Below are 26,508 nucleotides of genomic sequence, written 5' to 3' on the forward strand. Positions count from 1 at the left end.
CGGCGAAGACGGCAACTCCGAAGTCGAAGCCCGCGTCCGCGCCCAGGTCGCAGATCTCTGCAACCGCTTCCCCATCTACCCGAACCTGTAAGCCGAAAGGTCCCAACCATGAGCTTTCACCCAATTGAACAAGCCCCCGCCCGCCTGAACCGCAGCGAGCTTGCCGTGCCCGGCAGCCAGCCCGGAATGTTTGAGAAGGCCGCGAAATCGGACGTGGATGTCATCTTTCTCGATCTGGAAGACGCCGTCGCGCCCGATGAAAAGGAACAGGCGCGCAGGAACATCATTCAGGCGCTGAACGAAATCGACTGGGGCAACAAGACCATGTCGGTGCGGATCAATGGTCTGGACACCCATTACATGTACCGGGACGTCGTGGATGTTGTCGAACAGGCGGGCCAGCGTCTGGACCTGATCATGATCCCAAAAGTCGGGACAGCCGCAGATGTGTATGCGGTCGACATGCTGGTGACCCAGATCGAAGACGCCAAGGGATACAAGAAACGGATCGGGTTCGAACACATCATCGAAACCGCGCTTGGTATGCAGAATGTCAGCGAGATCGCGGCGGCATCAAAGCGCAATGAAAGCCTTCATTTTGGTGTCGCGGATTATGCGGCCTCGACGCGCGCGCGAACCACAATCATCGGGGGCGTGAACCCGGACTATTCGGTTCTGACCGACCCGGATGCCGACGGAGGCCGCCTGACCCACTGGGGCGACATGTGGCACTATGCACTTGCCCGCATGGTGGTTGCGGCGCGCGCCAATGGATTGCGTCCCATCGACGGGCCGTTCGGTGATTTTCAGGACCCCGACGGCTATAAGGCCGCGGCCAAACGTGCCGCTGTTTTGGGATGCGAAGGAAAATGGGCCATCCACCCCAGCCAGATCGCGCTGGCCAACGAGGTGATGTCGCCCTCGGATGCCGAAGTTACCAAGGCACGGCGTATCCTTGTCGCCATGGCCGAGGCCGAGGCGGATGGGAAAGGTGCCGTGTCTCTGGATGGCCGTCTGATCGACTATGCCTCGATCCGTCAGGCCGAAGTGCTGGTTGAAAAGGCAAGCCAGATCGCTGCGGCCTGATCGCCCGCACCAAACCTGACTTGCGTGGGCGCACTGTCCACGCATATTCTCCAGCGCTTTGACGGGCGGACTACGGCGCTAACGTAAATCAGCTGTCCGCGTTTCGCGAAAATTGCCTCCCTAAAACGTTTGTCACATTTTGACCAGCAAACGGATGCTGCCTTAAATCGCTACGACAAAAGCAAGGGATGTTTCCGAGTTCAACACCTGAAACCGGAACCCTGCCAATCCCGGTTCACTGCCCCGACAGGTTTCCGTTCCGAAATGCGGTCGGCGTCTGACCGAACTCGGCCTTGAACGCACGGGTCATGGCACTGGCGTTTTCGTATCCACAGCGCCCCGCGATCTCGGCGATGGATTGTTCCGTATCCTCGGCCAGATTACGCGCGCGGTTCAGGCGCAGACGCCGGTACAGCGCTTGCGGAGTTGTTTTCAGTTCCGCCTGAACACGCGTTTCGAGCCTTTTCTGTGAACATCCGATTTTCCGGGCCACGCTTCGGACTGACAGCGGAGCTTCAAGATGCGCCTGCATGACGGTCAGTGCGCGATTGACCAGCGTGTCCTCGGATTTCAGAGGCAGGTCATAATGACCACGCCCGTTCCGGCTCATGAACAGGTGCTCGACCTCCATCGCCAGCAGCGGGCCGTGATCCCGGCGGATAAGGGTCAGGGCCAGATCGAAGGCTGCCATGGCCCCGGAACAGGTCAGCCGGTTGCCATCAATGACAAACCTTTCCCGCACGGCCTCCACCGCCGGAAACCTTTCCTCGAACCGCGAAAACTCGTCCCAATGAATGGTCGCCCTGTGGTCATCCAGCAATCCGGCACTGGCAAGCAGCCAGCTTCCCGTATCCAGCCCGGCCAGATGCTTGTGTTTCTTGGCCGCTGCCAGCACGGCACGCATGGTCGACCGCGTATCCAGCTTCAGGTATCCATATGACGGCATGACAACAAGAAAATCCCCCTGTTGATCGCCGATGGCCCCGTTCGGGGTGACGACAAGGCCGCTTGAGCTTTGAACAGGGTTGCCGTCAAGCGAACAGAAGCGCCACGCATATAACGCCTGCCGCGACAGGGTGTTCGCCGCCCGCAACGGTTCGACCATGTTCGCAAGGCAATGGTTCGAGAACCCGTTGAACAGAAGGACATTGTACTGCTGCGATAATATTTTCGAATTTAGCATGAAACTGATCTATCTCTGCATGTCGTGACCATGAGCGATGGCGTTTGGTTGGTCAACCACCGATCCAGGGAACACGCGCCATGCAGTTTGGTCTGACAGAAGAACAGGACATGATCGTCTCGACGGTCCGCAGCTTTGTAGAAAAAGAAATCTACCCGCATGAAGACGCGGTCGAACGCAGCGGAACGGTCCCGCTGGAGCTTGGCAATGAGATCAAGCAGAAATGTATCGATCTTGGGTTCTATGCCTGCAACTTCCCCGAAGAAGTGGGCGGCGCGGGCCTGTCGCATCTGGATTTTACGCTGGTCGAGCGTGAACTGGGCCGTGGGTCGATGGCGCTGACGCATTTCTTTGGCCGCCCGCAGAACATCCTCATGGCCTGCAACGACGAACAGCGCGAACGCTATCTGCTGCCCGCGGTGCGCGGGGAAAAGATGGACGCGCTGGCGATGACCGAACCGGATGCCGGATCGGACGTGCGCGGCATGAAATGTCAGGCAGTGCGCGACGGTGGCGACTGGGTCGTCAACGGTTCGAAACATTTCATCTCGGGCGCGGAACACGCGGATTTCTTCATTGTCTTCGTTGCCACCGGCGTGGATGAGACCCCGAAAGGCCCCAAAAAACGCATCACCACCTTCCTGGTGGATCGCGGCACACCGGGCTTTGAAGTGCGCGACGGCTACAAATCCGTCAGCCACAGGGGTTATAAAAACTGTATCCTGTATTTCGATAATTGTCGCCTGTCTGATGCGCAGGTTCTGGGCGAGGTCGATGGCGGCTTTGCCGTGATGAACGAATGGCTCTACGCGACCCGGCTGACGGTTGCGGCCTTTTCGGTCGGGCGCGCGCGGCGCTGCTTTGATTATGCGCTGAACTACGCCGCCGAGCGCAAGCAATTCGGCCAGCCCATCGGCAAGTTTCAGGGTGTGGGCTTTCAGATTGCCGACATGATCACCGAGATTGACGCCGCCGACTGGCTGACCCTTGCCGCCGCTTGGCGCCTGGACCAGAACCTGCCCGCAAACCGCGAGATCGCCTCGGCCAAGCTCTATGCCTCCGAGGCATTGGCGCGGGTCACCGACACGACGCTGCAAATCTTCGGCGGCATGGGCCTGATGGATGATTTCCCGATCGAACGGTTTTGGCGCGACGCCCGGGTCGAACGGATCTGGGACGGCACCAGCGAGATTCAGCGCCACATCATCAGCCGCGATCTTCTGCGTCCGCTGGGCGCCTGACCATGACCAAAGACCTGACCCGGCTGCTGCGCCCGAAATCCATCGCTGTCATTGGCGGCGGTGCATGGTGCCAACAGGTTATTCTGCAATCCGAACGCATGGGATATGCTGGTCAGATCTGGCCGGTCCATCCCAAGGCTTCTGACATTGCGGGCCACAAGGTTTATGGCCATATCGAAGACCTGCCCGACGCACCTGACGCGGTTTTCATCGGCATCAACCGCCACGCCACAGTTGAAGCGGTTCAAGTCCTGTCCAGCATGGGTGCGGGTGGCGCTGTCTGCTTCGCCTCGGGCTTTTCCGAAGCCGTGGCCGAGGACGACACCGGCGGGGATTTGCAGGATCAACTGATCAACGCGGCCGGCGACATGCCCATTCTGGGCCCGAACTGCTATGGCTTCATCAACGCGCTGGACGGGGCATTGCTGTGGCCGGATCAGCACGGGGTTGTGCCCGTCGACAAGGGCGTGGCGATCCTGACGCAAAGCTCGAACATCTCGATCAACCTGACCATGCAGAAACGCGGGCTGCCGATTGCCTATATGGTGACCTGCGGAAATATGGCTCAGACCAGTCAGGCGCAGATCGCCTCGGCCCTGATCGATGACCCGCGCGTGACCGCAGTGGGCCTGCATATCGAAGGCTTCAAGAACATCCGCGAGTGGGAGGCGCTGGCCGCCAAAGCCCATGCAAAAGGCGTCCCGCTGGTCGCCCTCAAGGTCGGCGCATCGGAACAGGCGCAGGCGGCAACCGTTTCCCATACCGCGTCACTGGCGGGCAGCGATGCCGGGGCGCAGGCGCTGCTTGACCGGCTTGGCATTCCACGCCTTTCGGCGCTGCCTGACTTCCTTGAAACACTCAAACTGTTGCACTGCTACGGGCCGCTGCCGGGGGGCAACATCGCCTCGATCAGCTGTTCGGGGGGCGAGGCGAGCCTGATTGCCGATATGGCCGTTGGCACTGGGCTGCAATTTCCACGGCTGAGCGGTGAAAAGCTGACCCGCCTGCGCGGCGCGCTCGGGCCCATGGTCGCGCTGAACAACCCGCTGGATTATCACACCTATATCTGGCGTGACGAACTGGCGATGACGCGGGCTTGGTCGGGCATGACAGGCGACGATATCGACATGACATTCTCGATCGTCGACTACCCGACCACCGACTCCACCGATTGGGCCTGCGCAACGCAGGCAGCGTTGAACGTACGGGCAGAAACCGGCGCCCGGTTCGCGATTGTCGCCACCTTGCCGGAGCTTTTACCGGAAGACATCGCACAACAGCTGATGGCCGGGGGTGTTGTACCCTTGATGGGCCTGCGCGAGGCGCTGTCTGCGACCCGCGCCGCAGGGCAGGTCAAGGCCCCATCCGCAACGCCCGTTTTGCAGCCGGGTATGATGGAACCAACCCAAATCCTGACTGAAGGCGCCTCGAAGGCGGCGCTGGCGGAATGCGGCCTGCGCGTCCCGCAAAACCGGACGGTGCGGGGCGCGGAAGCTGCCCGTGCCGCAGCGGACCAGATGGAAGGCCCCTTTGCCGTCAAGGGTGTCGGGCTTGCGCATAAATCCGAACACAGCGCCGTTCGGCTGGGCATCCGGGCCGGCGACGTCGCGGCTGTCGCGGCTGATATCGGCACCGAAGACATCCTGATCGAAGAGATGGTCACCGGAACCGTTGCCGAGCTTCTGATTGGCGTGGTGCGTGACCCTGCGCATGGGTTTGTTCTGACCCTTGGGGCAGGGGGCGTGCTGACCGAACTGCTGCGCGACACGGTATCCTTGCTGGTGCCCAGCCCGCCCGGAGACATCCGCTCCGCCCTCGGTCAATTGAAGATCGCCCCACTGCTGGCGGGCTATCGCGGCCAACCGGCGGCTGATATGGATGCGATTGTTGCCGCGGTCGAGGCCGTTCAGACCTATGTCATGCAAAATGCCGACACGCTTGGCGAGGTCGAGATTAACCCGCTCCTGTGCACGCCGGATAAGGCTGTTGCCGTGGACGCCCTGATAAGAAAGGCCTGAGATATGGACCCGATCAAAACCCGCCGCGATGGTTCAATCCTCGAGGTCACGCTGGACCGCCCCAAGGCAAACGCGATTGATCTGATCACCAGCCGCAGAATGGGCGAGGTCTTTGCTGAATTCCGCGACGACCCGGACCTGCGCGTGGCCATCCTGACCGGTGCGGGCGAAAAATTCTTTTGCCCCGGCTGGGATCTGAAAGCTGCCGCCGACGGCGACGCGGTGGACGGAGATTACGGCGTCGGTGGGTTCGGAGGCCTGCAAGAGCTGCGCGACCTGAACAAGCCCGTGATTGCCGCCGTCAACGGTATCGCCTGCGGTGGCGGGCTGGAGCTGGCCTTGTCCGCGGACATGATTCTTGCCGCTGATCACGCCACTTTTGCCTTGCCGGAAATCCGCTCGGGCACTGTTGCGGATGCCGCCAGCGTCAGGTTGCCCAAGCGCATCCCCTATCACATCGCGATGGAGCTGCTGCTGACAGGCCGCTGGTTTGATGCCGAAGAAGCCAACCGCTGGGGTCTGGTGAATGAGATTATTGCCGCTGATCAGCTGATGGACCGCACGTGGGAACTCGCCCGCCTGCTGGCGTCAGGGCCGCCGCTGGTCTATGCGGCCATCAAGGAAATCGTGCGCGATGCTGAAGACGCCAAGTTTCAGGACGCCATGAACCGCATCACCAAACGGCAATTGCGCAGCGTGGATGTCCTCTATTCCAGTGAGGACCAGCTTGAAGGCGCGCGTGCATTTGCTGAAAAACGTGACCCGGTCTGGAAAGGTAAATAGAAACACGGTGTGTTTGTCGCGCGGATCCTGTAAATTTCCCATTTACTGATCCGCGCCACAGGTGCACAGTTGGGTATGCCTTATTTCGAACGAAAACCATACGTTAGCACGCCGCTTCCGGTCAGCCCGATCGCTCCGCAGCCGGACGCGCAACCGATCTCGGATATCGCACGCCGCGTGCTTGGGGCTGAACGGGGCACGAAACAGCCGCTTGAGGGGCCATTTGCGTGCCGCAAAACTTGCCACCCCGGCGGCACCGCGACCATATTGCTGTCCTTTGACGCACCAAACGGTGGCGGGCCTGTCGCATTACAGTTCGAACCGGGTGACCTGATCAACCGGAACGGCGACACTCTTCCAGCAAACCGGGTTAATGTTGTCCCCCCGCAAATCCAGCTAAACCCCGGCGAGTCAACGGATGTTGCCGTCATTGTAACCGTGCCGGACCTTGCCGATCCCGGCGAATATCACGGCCGGATTGCCTGCACGGGTACAGTGCAAACTTCGATCCTCGTGATGTATGAGGTCGCGAACGCTCAAACCTGACGGGTTACGAGGTAGTCCATGAAATGGCCCAGAAACGCGCGGGGTACTTCTTCGGTGGCCGCAAAAACCTGCGCAAACTCCTGACGGGCCGAGGCCAGCAAGTCATTGGCCGCGTCCTGTGCATATCTGATGCAGCCATAGTGATCCATGCGATCCAGAACCCAGCCCACATCCTGCGTCGAGCGGCTGTCGCGCGGGTTTGACAGCATATCCGACAGGCGTGCTTTTTCGGGCTCGTCCGCCTGAAAGCTAAGCCGCCCCAGCATCAGCGTGCGTTTGCCTTCGTAAATGTCCCCGCCGATCTCTTTGCCATATTTGTCCTGCGAGCCCACGAGGTTCAGAACGTCATCCTGTATCTGAAACGCGGCGCCCAGAAAAAACCCAAACGCGTTGAAATCGTCCAGGTTCAACACCCCGGACGCGACATCATGCGGTCGGGCAATCAGCGCCCCGATGCGCATGGGGTGAATGAAGCTGTACCAACAGGTCTTTTTCAGACACATCATCAGATAATCCGATGCATCCACGTTCAGCCGGTTGTCCCGTATCCAGCCAAGCTCCAGTGCCTGACCTTCAATGGACTGCTGCAACAGATGATCAAACTCGTCCACCACGCGCATGCCGGTTTCAGGGCCAAGTGGCCCAAGGTTCTGGCGCAACAGGCGCAGGGCCAGCGATTGCATCCCGTCACCGGTATTGATGGCCAAAGGGACCCCAAGACGCTTGTGCATACACGCGCGCCCGCGCCTGAAATCGCTTTGATCCTCGATATCGTCATGGATCAGAAACGCGTTGTGCAGCAGTTCAAGAACAGCGGCTGACACCCTCGCGGTCTCGCTGTCACCGCCGAAAGCCTCGCAGGTGGCCAGCAACAGTGCGGGCCGCAACCCCTTGCCCGAGGTTTCAATGTAATCTCGCATCGGCCCGTACAAATAGGCCTGCGGCTCGCCCGTCGGCAACAGCTGCAAAAGCGTCTCACGGGCCCGATCCCCGTAAGAGGTCAGCGTTTTTAGAAAATCCTGCTGTGCCGCAGGATCCAAATGTGCTGTGCCAGTGGCCACAAGGTCATCCCTTCTGGGTGATGATCACACGGGTTTTGGTCTCGTTCCTGCCCGTCTCGGCAAGGTTGGGTCCGGCCGCCGAAAAAGGTGCATCCGTCAGCGGCAAGGCTTTGGACAACACCCCCGACTGGCCGCTGTCCCGGCCCAGATCAAAGGCAACATCCTCTGCAATCTCCTCTCCGGGGATCGGAAGATCAGCCGTCGGCTCGTAGGCCACCATCAGGTCAAGCAGCTCTTTCGGAGGGCAGATCATACGCAACGCGTCTGCAATCGCAGGGTCTTCGGTAATCCCGCCGGGTTTTGAGTATTCCGTAGCCGGTTTCGCAATGACGGCAAGCGGCCCTTCGCCGCCACGCTCAACACCCACTGCATCCTGTCCCATCCTCAGCGCCGCCTCGACCGCAACCGCAAACCGGTTGTCCCAGGGTAGGCCGGCCTGATAGCGGGCAAAATCATAGGCGCGCAGCGGTTTCAGGATATCCGGTTCGTGCAGGTCCCAGATTTGGCAGGGCTCTGCTTTTGATCCGCCGCGTTGCAGGATGGCATTGACCGCCCGACGTGCCGCTTCGTTTGCTCCTTCCATGGTGGCAAGGTCGGTGTAGGTGCGTACATAATCCGACGCCAGCATGAAGTTCGGGATCAACGTGGCCGCCTCAGGGCGCAACCGCCAGCTGTTGATGCGGTTGACCAACAGCGGCTCCACATTGGTTTGGCGCTTGGGGTCGTTGGGATCCTGCACAATATCCGGATCAAGGAACCAGTAATGCATGTCCTCGTCGCGCAGGACGGTCTGGCCATCCACGTTGACGCTGCGCTTGAGCTGTTCCCAAACCTCGTGCGCAATCTCCTCGCGGCTACAATCACGCGCGGTTTTTCCGTTCAGCCCCGGCTTGTCCCATTCCGAGATATCTATTGAAAGCAGGCCCTTGGTCTTGCCTTCTGCCCAGTTTTCAAAGTTGATGGCCGACCAGAACTGCTTTTGTGAAACCGCGGTCAGGGCCCAGGGGCTGTCAATGAAAATGACATGGCCATGGGTCAGTTCAACATCCTTGGTCAGATAGAACTGAATTCCGTTCATCCATTGCACGTCTTCGGCCAGCAGGGGCAGCTTGGCCAGAGACGGGTCGATTGCCGTCATCGCAGGGGTGATGAGGGGCGCGATCCGTTCGATCGGCATCGCACTGATGAACCAATCCCCGGTGACCTGCTTTTCTTCGCCATCCTGTTCAACCGTCGCGCTGACGATGCGGCCATCCTGGCAGTCGATGCCCGTGACCTTTGAGTTGAACTTGTACACGACCCCCTTGCTTTTGAGGTAATCCAGCCACGGCTGTATCCACACAAGGTTTGTTGGGCCGTTCAACAACCGGTTGCCATGCGGCTCGGGCGTCGCGATACCAAGCTGAAGTTGAACCGCAATGTCGCCCACGGTCTTTGTACTGGCAGTTGTCGCCTTCGCGGCCACCAGCGAACGGGTCAGGCCAATGGCCAGAAACTTCTGATACGCTTCCGAGCGCTGCTCGGCACCGATGAAATCCCACCACCCGATGCGTTCATATTCATCGAACCGGCGCTCCTTGCAGGATGTCGCGATGCGCCACATGCAGGCGATGAAATGTTCGACATCCTCATAGGCGATCTGGTCCCGTGGCGAGAGCGTGAATGCAACCGTCTTGAGCACGTCGGCCACGTCTTTCAGCGTGCGGGGAAACCGTTCGGGAACGATGATGCCTGGGTCATCGAACTGGCTGACCAGAACCTGAGTGGTGGACACCAGATTATCGTAACAGGTGCCTTTGCCATAATAGGGCGTGCGCGCCATCGTATCGGTGATATGGCGGTAGAAATTCGGAAAGAACCGGAACCCGTGCTCGCCGGGCAGCCAGGGGCGTTTCACACCGGGGGGATAACTGGCGCCGTCCATCTCGGCCCATTGTTCAAGCGCCTTGATGTGTTTCGCCTTGGACCCGTGATCGCCTTCGCCCTTCATCACGGGGATGCTGCGTGCCTTGCCGCCGGGGATCAGCTGGCGCTCGTGAATCTCGACCTCGTACCCACGCTCGATCAGCTCATGCGCCGCGCTCATTCCGGCCACGCCACCGCCCAGTATGACAACCTTTTCAGCCATCGGATGTTCCTTTCGCGGAATAGACGTCAAAGCGCAGGGTGATATCGGACAGGCTGGCTTCGCCGATGCCGAACCCCTGCAACCTGTTCATCCAGGCATAATTCGGGTTTGATGTCAGGTATCGCGGTGCCAGCCGGACCGGGGCCGAGGCGGGCAGATTGCCCTTCGCCAGCCCGGCATACCCATCCGGCCCAAAGTCACATACGCCGGTATCTTCAAACAGGATCGGCGCACCCCCTTCAACCGGTTGAATAAGCGCTCGGGCGTGCAAAAGCCCCACACCGTCGGACCGCACGCGCATCCAATCGCCCCCCAGCGGATCGATCGTCCCCTTCAGATGAGGCCCGTCAACTGTTCCGCCGTTTTTGATCCCGAAATGCAGCCAGATACCGTCGGGCGTTTCACCCGAAGGATAGAACTCGTCGTTGAACGGCACCACAAACCTGCCCACATGTTCCAGCGCGGGCACTTGCGTGATTGCCTTTGCCGGGCGTGGCGGCGCAGGTTCGGGGGCCTTTCCGCGGCCGGGATCATATTCGCGACCACCGGTCGTCAGCACCGGTCGCCAGGTCAATGTCTTTTCTTGGGTCACAGATGGCAGCATGGCTGCAAACTGCTGAAACCCGGTCTTGGGGTCGCATTGCAAGGGCCAGCCGCGAATGGCGCGCTCGGGGCCGCCATCTTCGGAACAGATCACGCGCACCACGTCATGCGAAGACACGGCGGGTCCGGCTTCGATCAGCACCCGATTAAGCCCATTTTCGTTGATCAGCTCGGACCAACGCAATGTCACGCCCCGGTCTGTAAACTCCCCCATGACCAGATCTCCGGTCAGCACGTGATGGTGCAGATCGCCTGTGCTTCCTTGATCCTCAGATGGAATTTCTGCTGCACGCGGAAGATATGTTCGCCGTCAGACGAGGTTTGCAGATATTTCACCGCGATATCCGAAGGCACGACAATCTCGACCGGCGCACCTTGCAGTGATACAAGTGCCGCCTTGTTTGCGGGCAGGGTCCCCGATCGCAGCAACGGGCCGTCAAGGAACGGAAGAATACTGTCACGCGGCAGCACCATCGAGTTCTCAATCGGCGTGGTCACGGCCTGAAACAGCCCATTGCCCATCACGCAGGCAAAAGGCCCAAGGTATCCGTGCGCTTCCAGTTTATTGATGCCCGCGACCACGGCCTCGAAAACCTCGGGGCCGGAACAGGGCTTTCTCTTCCCGTTGATCGAAATGGACTGACCTTCACCAGCCTCCAGCAGCCCCGGGTATTTGCCGCCACCGCTGACGGTATAGATCGGCGGCAGATCGGCAGGTGCGCCACCGGCATGTCTGGGGGCTTCGCCGGTGCCCGGCTGGCCGTTGAAAATGATGTCATCCTCAACCTTGGCCACGACGGCGGCGGCCCGGCGGAACATGATCATGGCCGCGGCCAGTTCCGGATCAGCCACCTGCGCGCCTTTCAGGTAGACGTTGACGGAAACCGTCGTCAGCCGCAGGGTGTCATAATCATTTACTTCCAGACGTTTGGCCGCGCCTGACGCGTTGTCAATCAGACCCAGCTTGTTCAGGGGAACAGATTGCGTGTCCGCTGGCAGCGGCCCATAAAGCGGCAGAAAACTCGCAGCCACCCGCGCGCGCAGCGCCTCATCATGGACGGCCTTGTTAACGGCATTCCACTGTTCGGTGTTCCAATCCAATGCATCGGTCATTGTAAATCCCTCTTGGTGATGCTGCCCTGTTTGGCCGGGCAGTCCGTCTCGTTCATTCGGCTTTCGTCAAACTGTCCAGTAGTGCCCCGGCGCGTTGTTCCTGAACAACGGCACCACATTCGCGGGCAAGCGCCAATGCCAGTTCAACCTCGGCAATCGCGCTGTCCCGATCACCCTTGGCAGCAAAGGCCTTGGCCCGCACGCGGTGATATTCCGGTTTGTTCAGCGTTTCTCCTCGTTCCCAACCGGGGGCACACACGGTTTCCAGCCGGTCCAGGGCCTGATCAATATCCCCCTGATCGATCATCAACTCAGACAGAACAATCTGATTCTGCGGAAAAGTAAAGTTTCCACCAGACTTTGAGATCAGGTTCATGCACGCTTCGGTATGGGCCGGAACGCCCTCGATGTCGCCTTTTCCCGCCTGCGCAAGACCCATGTAGATATCCTGCATGGCGTGAAGATACAGGAACCCTTCCTCGTCGGCGATCTTGCGGGCTTCCTTCATGGTCACGTCCAGCCGGTCCCATTCGCCTGCGTAGGGCAGGAACATGCTGCACGCGCCCATGATGTAGACAAGGTTGGGCGCGTGGTTCAGTGCCCGGCTGACGTCGATGGCTTTCAAGCGCGCGGCCTCCGCCTCATCGAACTTGCCCTGCTGCCACAGAAGGCACCCCTGAATGGCCAGCAATGACGCCGTGGTCGAGGACTGGGTCATCGGCATCATGGCCATGTCCAGCTCGGGCGTGATCAGGGCAAAGGCACGGTCAAGCTGCTGCTCGCAATCCGCGAATTCCCCACGGAAGTAATGCGTGAAACTCAGCGCGCGGGCTGCCAGCACGTTGGGAACAGTGTCGCCGCTCATACCGGCCATCGCGTCCAGGGCTTGTCCCATCTCCATTGCGCGGTTCATCTGGCCCGCGACAAAGAAATTGGTCCAGCGGCAGAAGGTGGCCGCAAAAAGGGTTTCGCCATCGCCCAAAGCATGGGCAAGCTCCATCGCGCGGGCGGCTGTCTCTCCGACCTGATCGGAGGACCATCCATAAATCGCCATGTAAGCCGGCAGGATATTCATCTGCACCCGAAGCTCGAACCCATCACGCTCGGCATTGGCGGGCATCGTTCCGATATTGCGCAGGGCCGCGCGAAAGGCCGAGATCGCAGGCAGGTTCGCCAACCGCGACAGGGCTTGTTCGCCTGCCGTAAACCAGTTGGACACCGCCTCATCCTTCAACCCGCCATGGTCGCAGTGATGCGCCACGGTATCGGGGGCGGGGCTTCCGAATGCGTTATGTCCGGCCAGCAAGGCCCGTGCGATTTTCAGGTGAACCTTCTGCCGGTCTTCGCGCAGCAGCGAGTTATAGGCCGTATCCTGAACCAGCGCGTGGTTGAACGTATAGGTGGCCGTTCCGGCTTCGCCCGTGATCAGCACAACGCCAGCCGCCATCAGCTGCATCAGCGCGCTTTCCACATCCATGTCTTCCTGCGCCACCGCCTGGATCATCGCCGAGGTGAAACTGCGCCCGATAACAGACCCAAGCTGCGCAATGGGCTTGGCGTTTTCCATCCGGTCAAGACGCGACATCAACGAATCCTGAAGGGTTGCGGGGATACTCAGGGCATCCAGAACCTCGGCGTTGATCGGCGCATCTTGCGGCAGCTGGTCCAGAACCGCCTTGGTCATCTCTTCGATGTAAAGCGGCACGCCATCGGCTTTCTCGACAATCTGCCTGATCAGGATGACCGGCAAACTGTACGGCTCAGCCACGCGCCGGACCAGTTCCGAGGCTTCACTGCTGGCCAGAGGCGTCAGATCGATGCGCGCCGCGCGGCCTTCGTAATGTTCTGGCGGCTCATATTCAGGGCGATGCGACAGGACCACCAGTATCGGGAACCCGTCCAGTCCTGATGCCAGCGCCTCCAGCACGTCCAGCGTGGTTGCGTCAGCCCAGTGCACGTCCTCCACCACCAGCAGCAAGGTGCCGCGCCTGTCGCACAGGCTGCCAATGCTGCGCAACAACACGTCCAGCGACTTGCGGGCCTTCTTCAGGGGGTCCGGATCCGGCGCTGCGCCCGTTTCGACCCCGGCCATATCCAGAAGAACAGGCAAATCCGCGTCGCTCAGACGAGAGGCGGCCTGAACAAAGTCGGAAATCGCGCCTCGGATGCTATCATCGGACTTGTCTCCTGAAACCCGCCTCAACTCTCCCACGATCGGATGAAGCGGAAGGCTGGCCAGATGCGGAATACACTGCAACGTAAAGGGTTTGACGCCAATTGTTTCAGACAGGGACTTGATCAGCCGCGACTTGCCAATGCCTGCGGCGCCGCCGACAAACGCGAACCTGCCGGACCCCGCCTGTGCATCTTTCCAAAGCTGCGTTAGGACTGAAAGATCGTCGCCCCGGGCGACAAGATCAACAGCTGACTGTCCGACACGCGCATCGAACCGGCTGGTCGCGACGCTTTCGGAAATGGCGCGATAGACAGTGCGCTGATTGTCAAATCCTTTCAGGTTGTGGCTGCCACGGGGCTCGAATTCGAATGCGCCTTGTGTCAACCGCCACGTCTCTGCGGAAACGACCACCTCGCCCGGCTCGGCCAGACCTTGCAGGCGGGATGCGAGGTTCGCGGTTTCACCGACCAGAAAGTCCTGCGACCCAAGACTTGTTGACGAGACCACCCCCACAACGACCATACCGGTGGCAATTCCCGCCCGCAGATCCAGTTTTTCGCCAAACCTGTTTTCAAGGTTTTGTACGGCTTCAATGGTCTCCAGCACGGCGCGAACGGCGCGTTCGGCATCGTCCTCCATGGCTTTGGGATATCCGAAATAGACCATGATCCCGTCGCCCTGCCTGTAGGCCAGGTGACAGCCATGCTGTTTCAGGGTGCCGATCGCCGTATCCAGATACAGGTTCATAATCTGCATCAGGTCTTCCGGGTCATACCGCTGAGCCAGCTGCGTGGACCCCACTAGATCGCAGAAAACCAGCGTAAGCTGTCGCCGCTCGGCTTCGGACCTAAGCTCCTGCCGGGTCGATGCCTCCTCAGATTTCAGACGGGCCTGCGCCTTGCGAAACCGCTTTCTTTCGCCAACCGTCAGCCCCAGATCGCGCAGTTCGGGATCTGTCAACTCGTCCAGAATATCATCATCCACGCCTTCCTGCCGAAACAGGGTGGCATGGTTTTCCAGATCAGCCAGTCGAAGAACTTTTGAGATACGCGGCGATGCCTCAAGGACCCCCGTCATCGTTCTGCGCCCCCGCCCATTTTCCTTCTCCCCTTATTCCCCTCAAAACATATTGTATTTGTATAAGCAAAAATAGAGAGGAATTTACGTTCAATCCACATGACGCAGGGACACCATTGTTAACTTGTTATCTGCTGTGACAGATGTAGGGTTGAATTTCCACTCCACTTTGAGTTTTTCGTGTCAAATCATTGGCTTTCAGTTTCATATTGATTTTTCACGCGCAAAACTGGGCCCGGCATGCTGCCTTGCCGCGCGTAATGGGGAAGGGTGTTTTCCCATAGGCGCTAGGGCCTCGTGCGCTTTTATCGAAGTTGTGGAAATGCGAAAATCAGACCCTGCCGATTTTCGACACTGCCGCGCGCTTTTACCGCTTCCCCCTACGTCAATAGTCGCGTCGCGTGCGACACAAGCACCCGCTTTGGCGCTGGAAACGTGACCCGGCAGGATACCGGTTCCACCAAATGGGCAGAACCGGTGTCTTCTTCAGACGGTTGCGCCTTTCAGGCGGATGGCAGTGCCAAGGCTGCCCGCGCAAAGCCCGACCAGAACCGAGATGCCCAGTTCCACCGCTTCCACATGAGCAAACTGAAAGCCCGCAAAAACCAGCGTTTCCAGCATGCCGACAACGGCCCCCAGTGCCGCGCCCAACCACAGCTTGCGGGTCATCATTCCAAGCGCCAGCCCTAGTATGCCGGGCAGGCCCAGGACATTGGCGCCGATTGTTCCAAGTAAGTCTAGCATGTCCGTCCCCACATCAATTCGAGCTGTTGTTCAGAAACGCGCGAATGTCGTCGCCAGAGGCGAATGCATGTTCCTGCAGAACCTCGCCCTCCACGGCCTCGCTTATTTTCTGGTACTGTTCCAGATAGTTTGCGGGCAGATTATGCGCGATGCCCTGATGGCAGTCGATACATGTCATGCCGGTGTCAATGGCGCGCTGGTGTTCCGACGCGGCCCGTGTTTCCTGAATGGTAAAGTCCATGTAGTCGAAGTTATGACAGTTGCGGCATTCACGGCTGTCCGATTCCTTCATCTTCTTCCACACGGCCGAAGCCATGCTCAGGCGATGCGCCTCGTATTGCTCGGGTGTGCTGATGGTTCCGGCCAGCTCATGATAGACGTCTTTGACGGCCATGATCTTGGCTTTGATCTTGTGGCTCCATTCATCCGGCACGTGGCAGTCGGAACAGATCGCACGAACGCCGGAATGGTTGTTGTAATGGACCGTTTCGCGATATTCGCCCAGGTTCGTTTCCATCGTGTGGCACGAAGTACAGAATTCTTCGGTATTCGTCAGCTCAAGGGTCCAGTGAAATCCACCCCAGAACAGGATACCGGCCAGAAATCCGGCCAGGACCAGAAAGCCTGAACTGAACAGCACCGTCGGCGTCCAGATCGCGTTCCAGAGGCGACCAAGCAAGCCGCGGTTTTCAGGGGAGTCGGCCATGTCGGTGCTCCTTTCAGTCTTGCGTTGGATCAATTGCCGGCGGAGGGCTGGAACACGTTGTCGACCAGCGGCGGGGCGTCGGCCTGCGGTACGTGGCACTGGTTGCAGAAATACCGGGTTCCGGCGATCCGATCCAGTTCGCGGCCTTCGCGGTCCAGATAATGGGTCATCGACAGCGTTGGTGCGTTGCGGTCACCGGCTTTGGTCCAGTCATGGCAGGACAGGCACTGGTTGGTACGGATGTCGATCTGGTACTGTTCGACCGAATGCGGGATCAATGGCGGCTGCTGTCGGTAATTGCGCTGCTGCCGCCCTTCGACATTGCGGTGGATCTGGTCCAGCGGCACCGGCTCATCCACGTCCGCACCACGCAGGGATTCAACCTGAGCAGATTGCGCGACGGCCCAACCGCTCAGCAATAATACGGGTAGAAGGGCAATTCCGCCTGTAACGATCGATTTTTTCATCTTGGCACTCCCCTAGATAGGTCTGGCGGCGCGCGGCTCGGGCGCGGCAACTGGATCGAAAGGTTGGACGACGTGGTCGTCGAACCGGTGAGTAAAGGTAAAGACGTCGACCGCGCAGACATCGATGCAGCGGCCACAATTCGTGCAGTCGGGTGACAGGATCAGCGGGGTACTTCCCGGTTTGCCCTTCAGCGCGGGCGAGATCACCTGATTTTCCGGGCAGATCGCGTAACAATCCATGCAGTCATCGCAGGCGGCGCGGTTTGCGGCGCTGATCCGCAGCAGGCTTTTTGCTCCGATCAGGCCATAGAACGCGCCCACCGGACACAGGTGCCCGCACCATCCGTGGCGCGAGACGAAGACGTCAAAGACAAAGATGGCGGCGATCAGGGCCCAGACAAAGCCCATTCCAAAGACCAGCCCGCGATGCAGCATGGTGATCGGGTTGATCAGTTCCCACGCGATCATGCCGCTCAGACCCGAAACAAGCAGGACGGTTGCCAGAATCCACAGGCGCGTGCCGCGCTTTGGTTGCCAGCCCTTCGGCAGGTCCAGCTTGCGATGCAGCCAGTTGGCCGCATCCGTCACCGGATTGATCGGGCAGACCCAGGAACAATAGACCCGCCCGCCGATCAGCGCGTAGATCACCAGAACGATCGCCCCGCCGATCAGTGCCGTCACCTCGGGCCAGTGGCCTGCAACCATGCTCTGCAACAGGATGAACGGATCGGTCAAAGGCAGCACGTCCAGCGTCAGCGACCCGGCCAGCGTGCCCTGAACGATCCAGATGCCGAACCATGGGCCCAGCAGAAACAGAACCAGAAAGAACAGCTGGCTTGCACGGCGCAGCAGCAGATAGCGATGCGCGCCGATCCAGCCCTTGCTGGCGATGGCCTCGTGACCTGTGGGCATATCTGTGCGGGCGCTCATTGTCCCACCCCCGGCAGATCATATCCCGGCGCAAAGCCGCCGGGCGTGACCAGATTGTCCGTGCCCGGTCCGGGCAAACGGTCCGGCAGATCGATGATCCCCTCGACCACCGGCGCGCCTTTCGCGGCCTTTTCTTCCCAGCCCTTGCGGTAGTGCTCTGCCGAACTGCCCCGCGCCAGCCGGGCAGGCAGCACCTTGATGGCGGCCTCGGGCAGAACACAGCTTTTCTCGCACATGCCGCAACCGGTGCAGCGGTCGGCGTGGACGGTCGGGATGAACATCGCGTGATGGCCCGACCGCGTGTTGTGCGTGGTGTCCAGCGTGATCGCCTCGTCGATGACGGGGCAGACGCGGTAACAGACATCGCAGCGCAACCCGAGGAAGTTCAGGCAGTTCTCCTGATCGACCAGAACCGCGACCCCCATCTTCGCATCGTCGATATTGTCCAACGCGGGATCCAGTGCCCCGGTCGGACATGCGGCGACACATGGGATGTCGTCGCACATCTCGCAGGGAATATCCCGAGCGGTGAAAAAGGGTGTTCCCGTCGCCACCGCGTCCGAGCCCAACTCGGCCAGTTTCAGGGTATCGTATGGGCAATCCCGCACGCATAATCCGCAGCGGATGCAGGCCGACAGAAACTCCTTTTCCGGCAGCGCGCCGGGCGGGCGCAAAGCCTCGGCTGGCAGGGCGCGGGCGTCGCGGGCCAGATAGGCCAGCACCGTCCCGGCGACCACGCAGCCGCCCGCCGCCCGCGCCGAATCCTGCAGGAACCGGCGCCGCTGCGGCGAAAGGGGTTTGTCGGCAAAAGACATGAGGATTTACCCGTACGATCCTTGTTGCCTATGCGCGCTCGACCTTGCAGGCGCATTTCTTGAAGTCGGTCTCTTTCGACAGCGGGCAGGTCGCGTCCAGCGTCAGCTTGTTGGTCAGCTGGCCTTCATCAAACCACGGCATGAACACCAGACCGCGCGGCACCTTGTTGCGCCCACGGGTTTCGACCCGGCTGGTGACCTCGCCCCGACGGGTGGACAGAACAATCTCCTGACCCCGGCGCAGATCCCGATCCTTGGCGTCCTGCGGATGCATGTAAACCACAGCAGCGGGATAGGCGCGGTGCAGTTCTGGCACACGGCGTGTCATCGACCCCGAATGCCAGTGTTCCAGCACGCGACCGGTGCACAGCCACAGATCATATTCGGCATCCGGTTCCTCGGCCGCAGGTTCGTAAGGCGCAAAGATGATGCTCGCCTTGCCATCCTTCTTGCCATAGAACTTCACGCCCGCACCTTCGGGCACATAAGGGTCATAGCCTTCGCGGAAACGATACAGCGTTTCCTTGCCATCCACGACCGGCCAGCGCAGGCCACGGGCTTGGTGATAGGTTTCAAACGGAGCCAGATCGTGCGCGTGGCCGCGCCCGAAGTTGGCATATTCCTCGAACAGACCCTTCTGAACGTAGAACCCGAAATGCTCGGATTCGTCGTTGTCAAAGCCCTCGGCCGTTTCCGACAGCGGGAACTTGTCGACGCTGCCATTGGCGAACAGAACCTCGTACATGGTCTTGCCGCGATGCTCTGGCATGGTGGCCAGCAACTCTTCGCCCCAAACCTCTTCGACTGTAAAGCGTTTCGAGAATTCCATCACCTGCCACATGTCCGACTTGGCCTCGCCGGGTGCCTTGACCTGCTGCCGCCAGAACTGGGTACGGCGTTCCGCGTTGCCATAGGCACCTTCCTTCTCGACCCACATGGCGGTAGGCAGGATCAGGTCGGCGGACACGGCCGTGACGGTCGGGTAGGGGTCTGATACAGTGATGAAGTTTTCGGGGTTGCGATACCCGGGATAGCCTTCTTCGTTGATGTTCGGTGCGGCCTGCATGTTGTTGTTGCACTGCACCCAATAGGCGTTCAGATCGCCATCCTTCAGCTTGCGGTGCTGCTGCACGGCGTGAAAGCCGGGCTTGGCCGGAATGGTACCCGCAGGCACGTTCCAGGCGGTTTCACAAATCTTGCGGTGCTCGTCATTCATGACAACCATGTCGGCAGGCAGACGGTGGGCAAAGGTGCCAACCTCACGCGCGGTCCCGCAGGCCGACGGCTGACCGGTCAGCGAGAAGGGCGAGTTTCCGGGCTCGGAAATCTTGCCCACCAGCAGGTGCACGTTGTACATCAACGAGTTCACCCACGACCCGCGGGTATGCTGGTTGAACCCCATGGTCCACAGGCTCATGACCTTGCGGTTCGGGTCGGCATATTGCTGGGCCAGACGCTCCAGCTTGTCCGCCGGAACACCGGACAGTTCCGAAGTGTATTCCAGCGTGTATTCCGATACCGCCTCGGCATATTCCTCAAAGCTGATCGGTTCCATCTTGCCGACATTGGGGTTCGCGGCCTCTTGTTGCAGCGGATGATTGTCGCGCAGGCCATAACCGATATCGGTGGCTGTTTTGGTGATATTGACGTGGTTCTTGACGAACTCTTCGTTCACCGCGCCATTCTGGATGATGTAATTGGCGATATAGTTCAGGATCGCCAGATCGGTCTGCGGGTTGAACACCATGCCATTGTCGGCCAGCTCGAACGAGCGGTGCTCGAAGGTCGAAAGAACATGCACTTCGCATCCCGGCTTGGTCAGGCGCGTATCGGTCAGACGCGACCACAGGATCGGGTGCATCTCGGCCATGTTCGACCCCCACAGAACAAACGTATCCGCGTGCTCAAGGTCGTCATAGCAGCCCATAGGCTCGTCGATGCCGAAGGTGCGGATAAAGCCGACCACGGCAGAAGCCATGCAGTGACGCGCGTTGGGGTCGATGTTGTTCGACCGGAACCCGGCCTTCATCATCTTGGCCGCCGCATAACCTTCCCAGACGGTCCACTGACCAGAACCGAACATGCCCACGCTGGTCGGGCCTTTCTTGGCCAGCGCCTCTTTCCACTTGGCAGCCATGACGTCAAAGGCTTCGTCCCAGCTGACCGGCTCAAACTCGCCATTCTTGTCATATTCGCCGTTGGTTTTGCGCAAAAGCGGCGTGGTCAGGCGGTCCTTGCCATACATAATCTTGGACAGGAAATAGCCCTTGATACAGTTCAGACCCCGGTTGACCGGCGCATCCGGGTCGCCCTGCGTGGCGACTACGCGACCATCCTTGGTGCCCACCAGAACCGAACAGCCCGTACCGCAGAACCGGCAGGCGGCCTTGTCCCAGCGGATATCAGGCGCGGCGGCCTGAGCGCTGGCCGAACCAGCGGCCAGTGGGATGCCGGCAGCCGAGGCCGTGGCAGCCGCTGCGGACGCTTTCAGGAATGTACGACGGGATTCAGAGATGGTCATTGCATGGGCCTCCTGCTGGACGGTTGGCTTGGAGCATCAGGACGCGGAGCAACCTCCGCGGGATCTTCGAAATGGTGATAGGTCAGCGACAATGAGATCACGCCGGGGATCTGGTGCAGATCCATGATGGTTTCCGAGGCCAGCCGGTCGGCTGTATCCTCGACAACCACGACGAACCGGCCATCCTCGGCCTCCGCATGAAGCTCGACGCCATCGGTGCCGGTTATCGCCGCGCGCGCGGCGTCGGTGTGATCGGGGGCGATGTGGACAAGACAGCCACAGATATTCATTGGGTCACCTCCGGGTGCAAAGGGGCGGGGCGGTGCATCGTGATGGCCCCGGCAGGGCAGGCGGCAGAACATATGCCGCATCCGATACAGGTTTCGGTTTCAAGCGCCGGTTCAGCCCGCCCGCCCAGTTGCAGGCGAAAGCGGATGGCTTCCTGTTCGCAAGTGTCCTGGCACAGGCGGCAGCTCACCCCGTTCATCGACAGGCAGCTTGCGGCCTCGATCCGTGCGCGCCACGGCCACTCGGCCACACGCTCGGGCAACAGCGCCGGGGTCGGGCAGATTTCGGCACATGCACCGCATAAGGTGCAGCCGCCTGCGGAAAGATCCAGAACCGGAAAGCCGCTGTCGTCGAATGTGATGATGTCTTCCGGGCAGGCCCCGGCGCAGTCTTCACAGCCTGTGCACAGATCGGCAAAGCCTGTCACGCCCGCGCCCGGCGGTCGGATCGCATCAGGATCCTCCCGTAGGATACGTGCGCTCAGAAAAGCGCGTCTGCTGGTCAACTGGCTCATGGCTGGCGACTCGAGTGTGGATAGATTGGTTCGCGTCCTTACTTCCTAACTGCGCGAAGCAGCGCACGAATTGACCTATATCATGTTTTTCGCGAATATCATGTTCTTGGTGAATTTTCCTGACCCACCTGAGATTTGCGACCATGCGTCATACATTCAGCTCGACACGGGCTCCGATAAAATATCTCAAGATTTCAGCTACTTGGCTTTCGGGCGCCGCGCATATCGCAGTAGACAGCCCATCTGCGATCACCGCGTCAGGGGCAGAAACCGAAACCGTTCTGTCCCGGTTTGCAGGCCCGTCCGGGGTGATGATGTGGCCCAAACCCTGTCCCAGCTGCGTCCCCAGCGACGATGATGTCGCGACCGCGCGGTCACGCAGCTCGACCCGTTTCAGAACCCGCTGGTCCGGCGCGGCCAACCCGGCTTTCCAGGGCGTGCCGTCGCCACGCACACCCAAGGCGGCAACCTCTCCCATGTCGACCAGAACATCACGCAAGCCAAGGCCACGCAGCAGCGCAGCGATCCGATCCGTGATCGCTCCCTGGGCGATACCGTTCAGCGTCAGGGCCGACTGACCCGGCACCGGCAGTCGCACCGACGCGGCATCGAAAGACACCCGTTCCCAGCCCACAGCAGCGCGGGCGGCAGCCAGATCTTCGGGGCCAGCGCCTGTTGCCATGGCATACCACAGGGGCTGAATGCTGGGGTCGAATGCGCCGCCGGATGCCTGATGCAGCGCACTGCTCAGGCTCAGCACATTCAACAGCTCAGGCGCGGGTGCGGTCAAAACACCATCGCGGTTCAGGCGGCTCAGCTGTGACTGCGGACGGTACAGGCTGAAGATATCCTCCAGCCGGGTCACCTCACCCTCGACGGCGGTGATGATCGGTGCGGCCTCGGCATCCGTCAGCCCAACCAGCCGCAGGCTGGCCGCAGCCCCAAGGGCGGTGCCGCGCCAGTGCGTGTCAAAGGCCATGGCCGGGGAGGCCGCACAGGCGGCCGAAATGATCAGAAATCGGCGACGGGACAGGGCGATCATACGGGGGTCTCCAACTTCAGATCAAGATCGACCGGGCCAAGCACTTCGGCATCAGGAATGTCGGGCAGGCGCATCGCGGTCCCGCCATAGGTATCCGCGAAAACCTGGGCATCGGCAGGATCGGCAAAAGGCACCACTTCGCGCGCGCCCATGCCGCCGGCCACATCGGCACCAACCACAAAAGTCGCACCATCCGCAGCGATCCAGTTCGAAATCCCCGGCTGCCGCCAGCTTGGCGCAACGCCCATATCGCTGACATAGATGGCCGTGATATCCGCATCGCGCTCGGGGCTTTTCAGATAGGCCACCAAGTCCCGCACCTGTGCAAAGAAAAGCGGGGCCGGATAGCCTTCCAGATGAACCTGCCCCTTGGGGCCGCCATGCTCGGCGACATTCATCTGGCAGAAATAGCTCAGCGCATCGGGTGTCAGGTCGACCGGATCGGGGGCCTCGGCCAGCTCTTCCTTGCAGGCCGCCAGTGCGAGCAATGCGATCAGGGCAAGACGTCTCATGGCTCAACCCTCCGGAAAGCCAGCCGGGCGAGGGCAAAGCCCAGCACCGGCCAGATCAGCAGCGACGCGGGCGCGGCCCAGACCGGCAGGGCCTGTGCGGCCCCGGTCATGCCCGAAGCCATGGCAACACCCTCGGTCGCGGCGATGTTCCACAAACGGAAAGCGTCGGCCGGGTTGGCCACCATCACCCATGGAAAGACGGATTGGGTGAAGGCGCCGCCCTTGTCCATGACGACGGCCCCCAACAGGCCCAGATCATAAAGGACGACAAAAACCAGCCAAAGCCCGGCCGACAGACCCGCTGCCGCCGTGGCGCCCCTCGCCAAAGCGGACAGCAGGTATCCAAGCGCCAGAAACACGGCGCCCAGCAGGATCGAGGTCAGGACAAGTCGCACCAGCGCCATCAGGCTTTCCGGTCCCGCACCACCAAAGTACGCGGCTACCGCACCTGCGGTGCCAAAACCGACGGTCATGGCAAAGGCCAGCGCGGCCAGATGGGCGCAGAACTTGCCCAACAGAATTTCCCCGCGCCCGGCCGGATAGGACAGCAGCAGCGACAGGCTGCCCCGGTCCACATCGCCCGCGATGGCATCGAAGGAAATCATCAGCGCCAGCAAAGGCGCAAGATAGACCGACAACGTGGTCATCGACGCGACCGATACGGTCAGCATATCGACACCCAATGTGCCGGTGGGCGCACTGCCCGCAAAGGTCAGCGCCAAGGCGAACAGCACCATGATCAGCGTGGCAACCAACAGCCAGCGGTTGCGGCGCAGGATCAGCATTTCAGTTCGGGTGATGGCAAGGAAGCGGGTCATGTCCTCTCCTCCTGTGCATAGTGGCGATAAAGGTCCTCCAGCTTGGGCGGTGTCATTTCCACATCCGCCACCGCATCGCCCAACCCGGCGATCCGGCGCAGGGCCTCCATCTTGTCTTCGGGTGTGCAGAGCAGCTCAACGGACGCGCCGTTGATCCGGTTGCCGCCCAGTTCGGCGGCCAAGGCATCCGCATTGGCGCTGGCACGCACCTTCAGGCGGATCGGCAGCCCGGCCAGCGCCGAGAGGTTGTTCAGCGTGTCATCGGCGACCATCCGACCCTTGCGCATGATGGCGATCCGGTCGGTGCGCGCCTCAACCTCGGTCAAAGCATGGCTGGCAATCAGCACGGCGGTACCCTGCGCGGCCAATTCATCAATGATGGCATAAAGGTCCTGCCGCGAGATCGGGTCCAGGCCGGATGTCGGCTCGTCTAGCAGCGCCACTTTCGGCTGTCCCAGCAGCACCTGCGCCAGCCCCAGACGTTGCCGCATCCCCTTGGAATAGGCCCCGATCCGGCGGTCCAATGCGTCGCTCAGACCAACGCGCTCCAACAGGCCGGGCACATCGGCTTTTGACCCGGACAGTTTTGTAAACAGCGTCAGCTGCTCGCGCCCCGTCAACGCCGGGTGAAACGAGACCGCCTCGGGCAGATACGCCGTATCCCGTCGCGCCTGCGCGCTGCCAGGGGTGGCGTCCCCGATCCGAATGGCCCCGTCCCGAATGGGCGTCAGGCCAAGGATGGACTTGATCAGGGTCGACTTGCCCGCGCCGTTATGGCCCAGCAGCGCCACGCGCTGACCGGGGGCAAGGGATAGGGTGATATCGTCAAGAACGCAGGTTTTCCCCCGGTTCTTGCTGACATGGTCAATTGACAGGGCCTTATCCGTCATGAGGCACCTTTTTCATAGCTGGGGGTTCAGGGGCTTGCATCAATGGGTTGCTGTCCATCACACCCCCCGGCAACAGTGCCGGGAAGGCCGATTGCGACCAGCGTACCAGCTGTACGGCAGGCGAGCCGAGCAGCAATTTGGCTGCGGGTTGGGTCCACAGCACATGGTCCATACTGTCATTGGGTCGATAGGGGACATCGGCGATGCCGTTGCCATCCACATCATAGGCGGCAAAATCGGACCAGTAGTTGCCGCGGCCGTCTTCGGACCACTCGACCCACTTGGTCGAGACGTATTTCACCTGCGTCCGGTTGCCGATGAATGAATTGCCAACGATGCGGTTGCGTTCACTGCCAGCGGTAAAGTGGATACCGATGCCGCATCCCTCAAACCAGTTGTCGGTGAATTCGTTCTTGTTCGAGTTATAGAGGAAGGTGCATTTTTCCTTGGCACCTTTCACCACATTGCCGGTGATGACGCTCTTGTTGGCGTAATTCAGCATCACGCCATGTTCGCGGTCCCCGATCGAGACATTGTTGGCGACCCGCACGTTGGTCGTGAACATCACCGCATAGCCCAGATCGTTGCCGATCGAGACGTTGTCGCTGACGACCGAGTCATCGGCATACATGTAGTGAACGGCAAACCGCAGATCGCGGAACAGGTTGCCGGTAAAGGTGTTCTTCTTGGACGAGTTCACAAAGATCCCGTCGCGGCCATAGCGGATGTCATTGCCTTCAACCACCGCACCCGGCGCGTTCCAGACATAGACACCATTGCCACGCGCGTTCATGTGGCGATCCTGTCGCCCTTCAATCCGGTTGCGTCGTACGATGCTGTCCTTCGCACCGTGGATGTCGATGCCGTAAAGATTGCCCAGCATCACGTTATCCTCGACCACCGGCGCGCGCGCCGTCTTGGTCAGCTGGATGCCGCTGTCGATCCCGTCATGATCCGAGCCTGATCCGATCACCGTCAGCCCGCGCAGGGTCACGCCCGGCCCGGTCACTGTGATCACGCTGCCTTGGCCTTGTCCGTCGATGGTGGCCTGTCCCAGCCCGTCGAGGGTCACGGGCCGGTCCAGAACCAACTGCTCGACGTAAACGCCGGGGCTCAGGCGAAGGGTGTCCCCATCCGCCGCCTGCGCCAGTATCTCGTTGATGGCCCCCGCCCGGTTGGGCACATCCCAGTCCGCCGCCCAAAGGGGCGAGCCGAGCAGGAGCGGTATGAGCAGGGGCCAACGCAT

General features: G+C 60.6%; 24 protein-coding genes. 5 read left to right on the plus strand and 19 right to left on the minus strand.

Annotation, left to right across the window (positions count from 1 at the left end; translation table 11 throughout):
• The first annotated feature begins 108 nt into the window (after positions 1-108).
• Positions 109-1,086, plus strand: a complete 978-nt coding sequence (locus ACR0NZ_RS16665) for an HpcH/HpaI aldolase/citrate lyase family protein (RefSeq protein WP_480520437.1) — start codon at positions 109-111, stop codon at positions 1,084-1,086.
• A 235-nt stretch (positions 1,087-1,321) separates the two neighbouring features.
• On the opposite strand, the gene ACR0NZ_RS16670 is transcribed toward ACR0NZ_RS16665, so the two are convergent.
• Complete coding sequence (locus tag ACR0NZ_RS16670; RefSeq protein ID WP_480520439.1) at positions 1,322-2,269, minus strand: GlxA family transcriptional regulator; 948 nt, start codon at positions 2,267-2,269, stop codon at positions 1,322-1,324.
• 80 nt (positions 2,270-2,349) lie between these two features.
• Here ACR0NZ_RS16670 and ACR0NZ_RS16675 point away from each other — a divergent pair, with 80 nt between their 5' ends.
• The 4 genes from ACR0NZ_RS16675 to ACR0NZ_RS16690 all read left to right on the plus strand — a co-directional run bounded on the left by ACR0NZ_RS16675 (position 2,350) and on the right by ACR0NZ_RS16690 (position 6,857).
• The gene (locus ACR0NZ_RS16675; protein ID WP_480520441.1) at positions 2,350-3,510 is read left to right on the plus strand and encodes an acyl-CoA dehydrogenase family protein; all 1,161 of its coding nucleotides are present in this window, start codon (positions 2,350-2,352) and stop codon (positions 3,508-3,510) included.
• Positions 3,511-3,512: 2 nt separating this feature from the next.
• Positions 3,513-5,528 carry an acetate--CoA ligase family protein gene (locus ACR0NZ_RS16680; RefSeq protein ID WP_480520443.1) on the plus strand — a complete coding sequence of 672 codons (2,016 nt, stop codon included), beginning with the start codon at positions 3,513-3,515 and terminating at the stop codon, positions 5,526-5,528.
• Positions 5,529-5,531: 3 nt separating this feature from the next.
• Entirely contained in the window at positions 5,532-6,311 is a 780-nt protein-coding gene (locus tag ACR0NZ_RS16685; RefSeq protein ID WP_480477431.1) for a carnitinyl-CoA dehydratase, read from the plus strand.
• Positions 6,312-6,386: 75 nt separating this feature from the next.
• Entirely contained in the window at positions 6,387-6,857 is a 471-nt protein-coding gene (locus ACR0NZ_RS16690; protein WP_480477429.1) for a hypothetical protein, read from the plus strand.
• Here the strand turns inward: ACR0NZ_RS16690 and ACR0NZ_RS16695 are convergent.
• The 18 genes from ACR0NZ_RS16695 to ACR0NZ_RS16780 form a co-directional block, all read right to left on the minus strand.
• Positions 6,848-7,918 carry a polyprenyl synthetase family protein gene (locus tag ACR0NZ_RS16695; protein WP_480520445.1) on the minus strand — a complete coding sequence of 357 codons (1,071 nt, stop codon included), beginning with the start codon at positions 7,916-7,918 and terminating at the stop codon, positions 6,848-6,850. The genes ACR0NZ_RS16690 and ACR0NZ_RS16695 overlap by 10 nt on opposite strands.
• Positions 7,919-7,922: 4 nt before the next feature.
• Positions 7,923-10,046 carry a hydroxysqualene dehydroxylase gene (locus ACR0NZ_RS16700; RefSeq protein ID WP_480520447.1) on the minus strand — a complete coding sequence of 708 codons (2,124 nt, stop codon included), beginning with the start codon at positions 10,044-10,046 and terminating at the stop codon, positions 7,923-7,925.
• Positions 10,039-10,863: a DUF3237 domain-containing protein gene (locus ACR0NZ_RS16705; RefSeq protein ID WP_480520449.1), complete on the minus strand. Its 825-nt coding sequence runs from the start codon at positions 10,861-10,863 to the stop codon at positions 10,039-10,041. Before ACR0NZ_RS16705 ends, ACR0NZ_RS16700 begins: the two co-directional genes overlap by 8 nt.
• A gap of 14 nt (positions 10,864-10,877) precedes the next feature.
• A complete protein-coding gene (locus ACR0NZ_RS16710) occupies positions 10,878-11,762 on the minus strand; it encodes an encapsulin (protein ID WP_480520451.1) in 885 nt (294 codons plus the stop codon).
• Positions 11,763-11,814: 52 nt separating this feature from the next.
• On the minus strand, positions 11,815-15,015 hold the full coding sequence (locus ACR0NZ_RS16715) for an adenylate/guanylate cyclase domain-containing protein (RefSeq protein WP_480520453.1): 3,201 nt from the start codon (positions 15,013-15,015) through the stop codon (positions 11,815-11,817).
• A gap of 486 nt (positions 15,016-15,501) precedes the next feature.
• Positions 15,502-15,759 (minus strand): hypothetical protein, encoded by a 258-nt coding sequence (locus tag ACR0NZ_RS16720; RefSeq protein WP_480520455.1) that lies wholly within the window; start codon positions 15,757-15,759, stop codon positions 15,502-15,504.
• 13 nt (positions 15,760-15,772) lie between these two features.
• On the minus strand, positions 15,773-16,465 hold the full coding sequence (locus ACR0NZ_RS16725; protein WP_480520457.1) for a NapC/NirT family cytochrome c: 693 nt from the start codon (positions 16,463-16,465) through the stop codon (positions 15,773-15,775).
• Positions 16,466-16,494: 29 nt separating this feature from the next.
• Positions 16,495-16,932 carry a nitrate reductase cytochrome c-type subunit gene (locus ACR0NZ_RS16730; RefSeq protein WP_480477413.1) on the minus strand — a complete coding sequence of 146 codons (438 nt, stop codon included), beginning with the start codon at positions 16,930-16,932 and terminating at the stop codon, positions 16,495-16,497.
• Positions 16,933-16,944: 12 nt separating this feature from the next.
• Entirely contained in the window at positions 16,945-17,862 is a 918-nt protein-coding gene (napH, locus tag ACR0NZ_RS16735) for a quinol dehydrogenase ferredoxin subunit NapH (RefSeq protein WP_480520459.1), read from the minus strand.
• Entirely contained in the window at positions 17,859-18,677 is an 819-nt protein-coding gene (gene napG, locus ACR0NZ_RS16740; protein WP_480520461.1) for a ferredoxin-type protein NapG, read from the minus strand. The genes napH and napG overlap by 4 nt, the downstream gene beginning before the upstream one ends.
• 28 nt (positions 18,678-18,705) lie before the next feature.
• A complete protein-coding gene (gene napA, locus ACR0NZ_RS16745; RefSeq protein WP_480520463.1) occupies positions 18,706-21,198 on the minus strand; it encodes a nitrate reductase catalytic subunit NapA in 2,493 nt (830 codons plus the stop codon).
• Positions 21,195-21,488: a chaperone NapD gene (locus tag ACR0NZ_RS16750; RefSeq protein ID WP_480520465.1), complete on the minus strand. Its 294-nt coding sequence runs from the start codon at positions 21,486-21,488 to the stop codon at positions 21,195-21,197. Before ACR0NZ_RS16750 ends, napA begins: the two co-directional genes overlap by 4 nt.
• Positions 21,485-22,000 carry a ferredoxin-type protein NapF gene (gene napF / locus ACR0NZ_RS16755; protein ID WP_480520467.1) on the minus strand — a complete coding sequence of 172 codons (516 nt, stop codon included), beginning with the start codon at positions 21,998-22,000 and terminating at the stop codon, positions 21,485-21,487. The genes ACR0NZ_RS16750 and napF overlap by 4 nt, the downstream gene beginning before the upstream one ends.
• Before the next feature lie 148 nt (positions 22,001-22,148).
• Positions 22,149-23,042 (minus strand): FAD:protein FMN transferase, encoded by an 894-nt coding sequence (locus ACR0NZ_RS16760; RefSeq protein ID WP_480520469.1) that lies wholly within the window; start codon positions 23,040-23,042, stop codon positions 22,149-22,151.
• Positions 23,039-23,554 carry a nitrous oxide reductase accessory protein NosL gene (locus ACR0NZ_RS16765; protein WP_480520471.1) on the minus strand — a complete coding sequence of 172 codons (516 nt, stop codon included), beginning with the start codon at positions 23,552-23,554 and terminating at the stop codon, positions 23,039-23,041. The genes ACR0NZ_RS16760 and ACR0NZ_RS16765 overlap by 4 nt, the downstream gene beginning before the upstream one ends.
• Positions 23,551-24,372, minus strand: a complete 822-nt coding sequence (locus ACR0NZ_RS16770; protein WP_480477397.1) for an ABC transporter permease — start codon at positions 24,370-24,372, stop codon at positions 23,551-23,553. The genes ACR0NZ_RS16765 and ACR0NZ_RS16770 overlap by 4 nt, the downstream gene beginning before the upstream one ends.
• Positions 24,369-25,262 (minus strand): ABC transporter ATP-binding protein, encoded by an 894-nt coding sequence (locus tag ACR0NZ_RS16775; RefSeq protein ID WP_480520473.1) that lies wholly within the window; start codon positions 25,260-25,262, stop codon positions 24,369-24,371. The genes ACR0NZ_RS16770 and ACR0NZ_RS16775 overlap by 4 nt, the downstream gene beginning before the upstream one ends.
• Positions 25,252-26,508 carry a nitrous oxide reductase family maturation protein NosD gene (locus ACR0NZ_RS16780; protein ID WP_480520475.1) on the minus strand — a complete coding sequence of 419 codons (1,257 nt, stop codon included), beginning with the start codon at positions 26,506-26,508 and terminating at the stop codon, positions 25,252-25,254. The genes ACR0NZ_RS16775 and ACR0NZ_RS16780 overlap by 11 nt, the downstream gene beginning before the upstream one ends.

The organism is Ruegeria sp. AE3 (genome assembly GCF_056542225.1).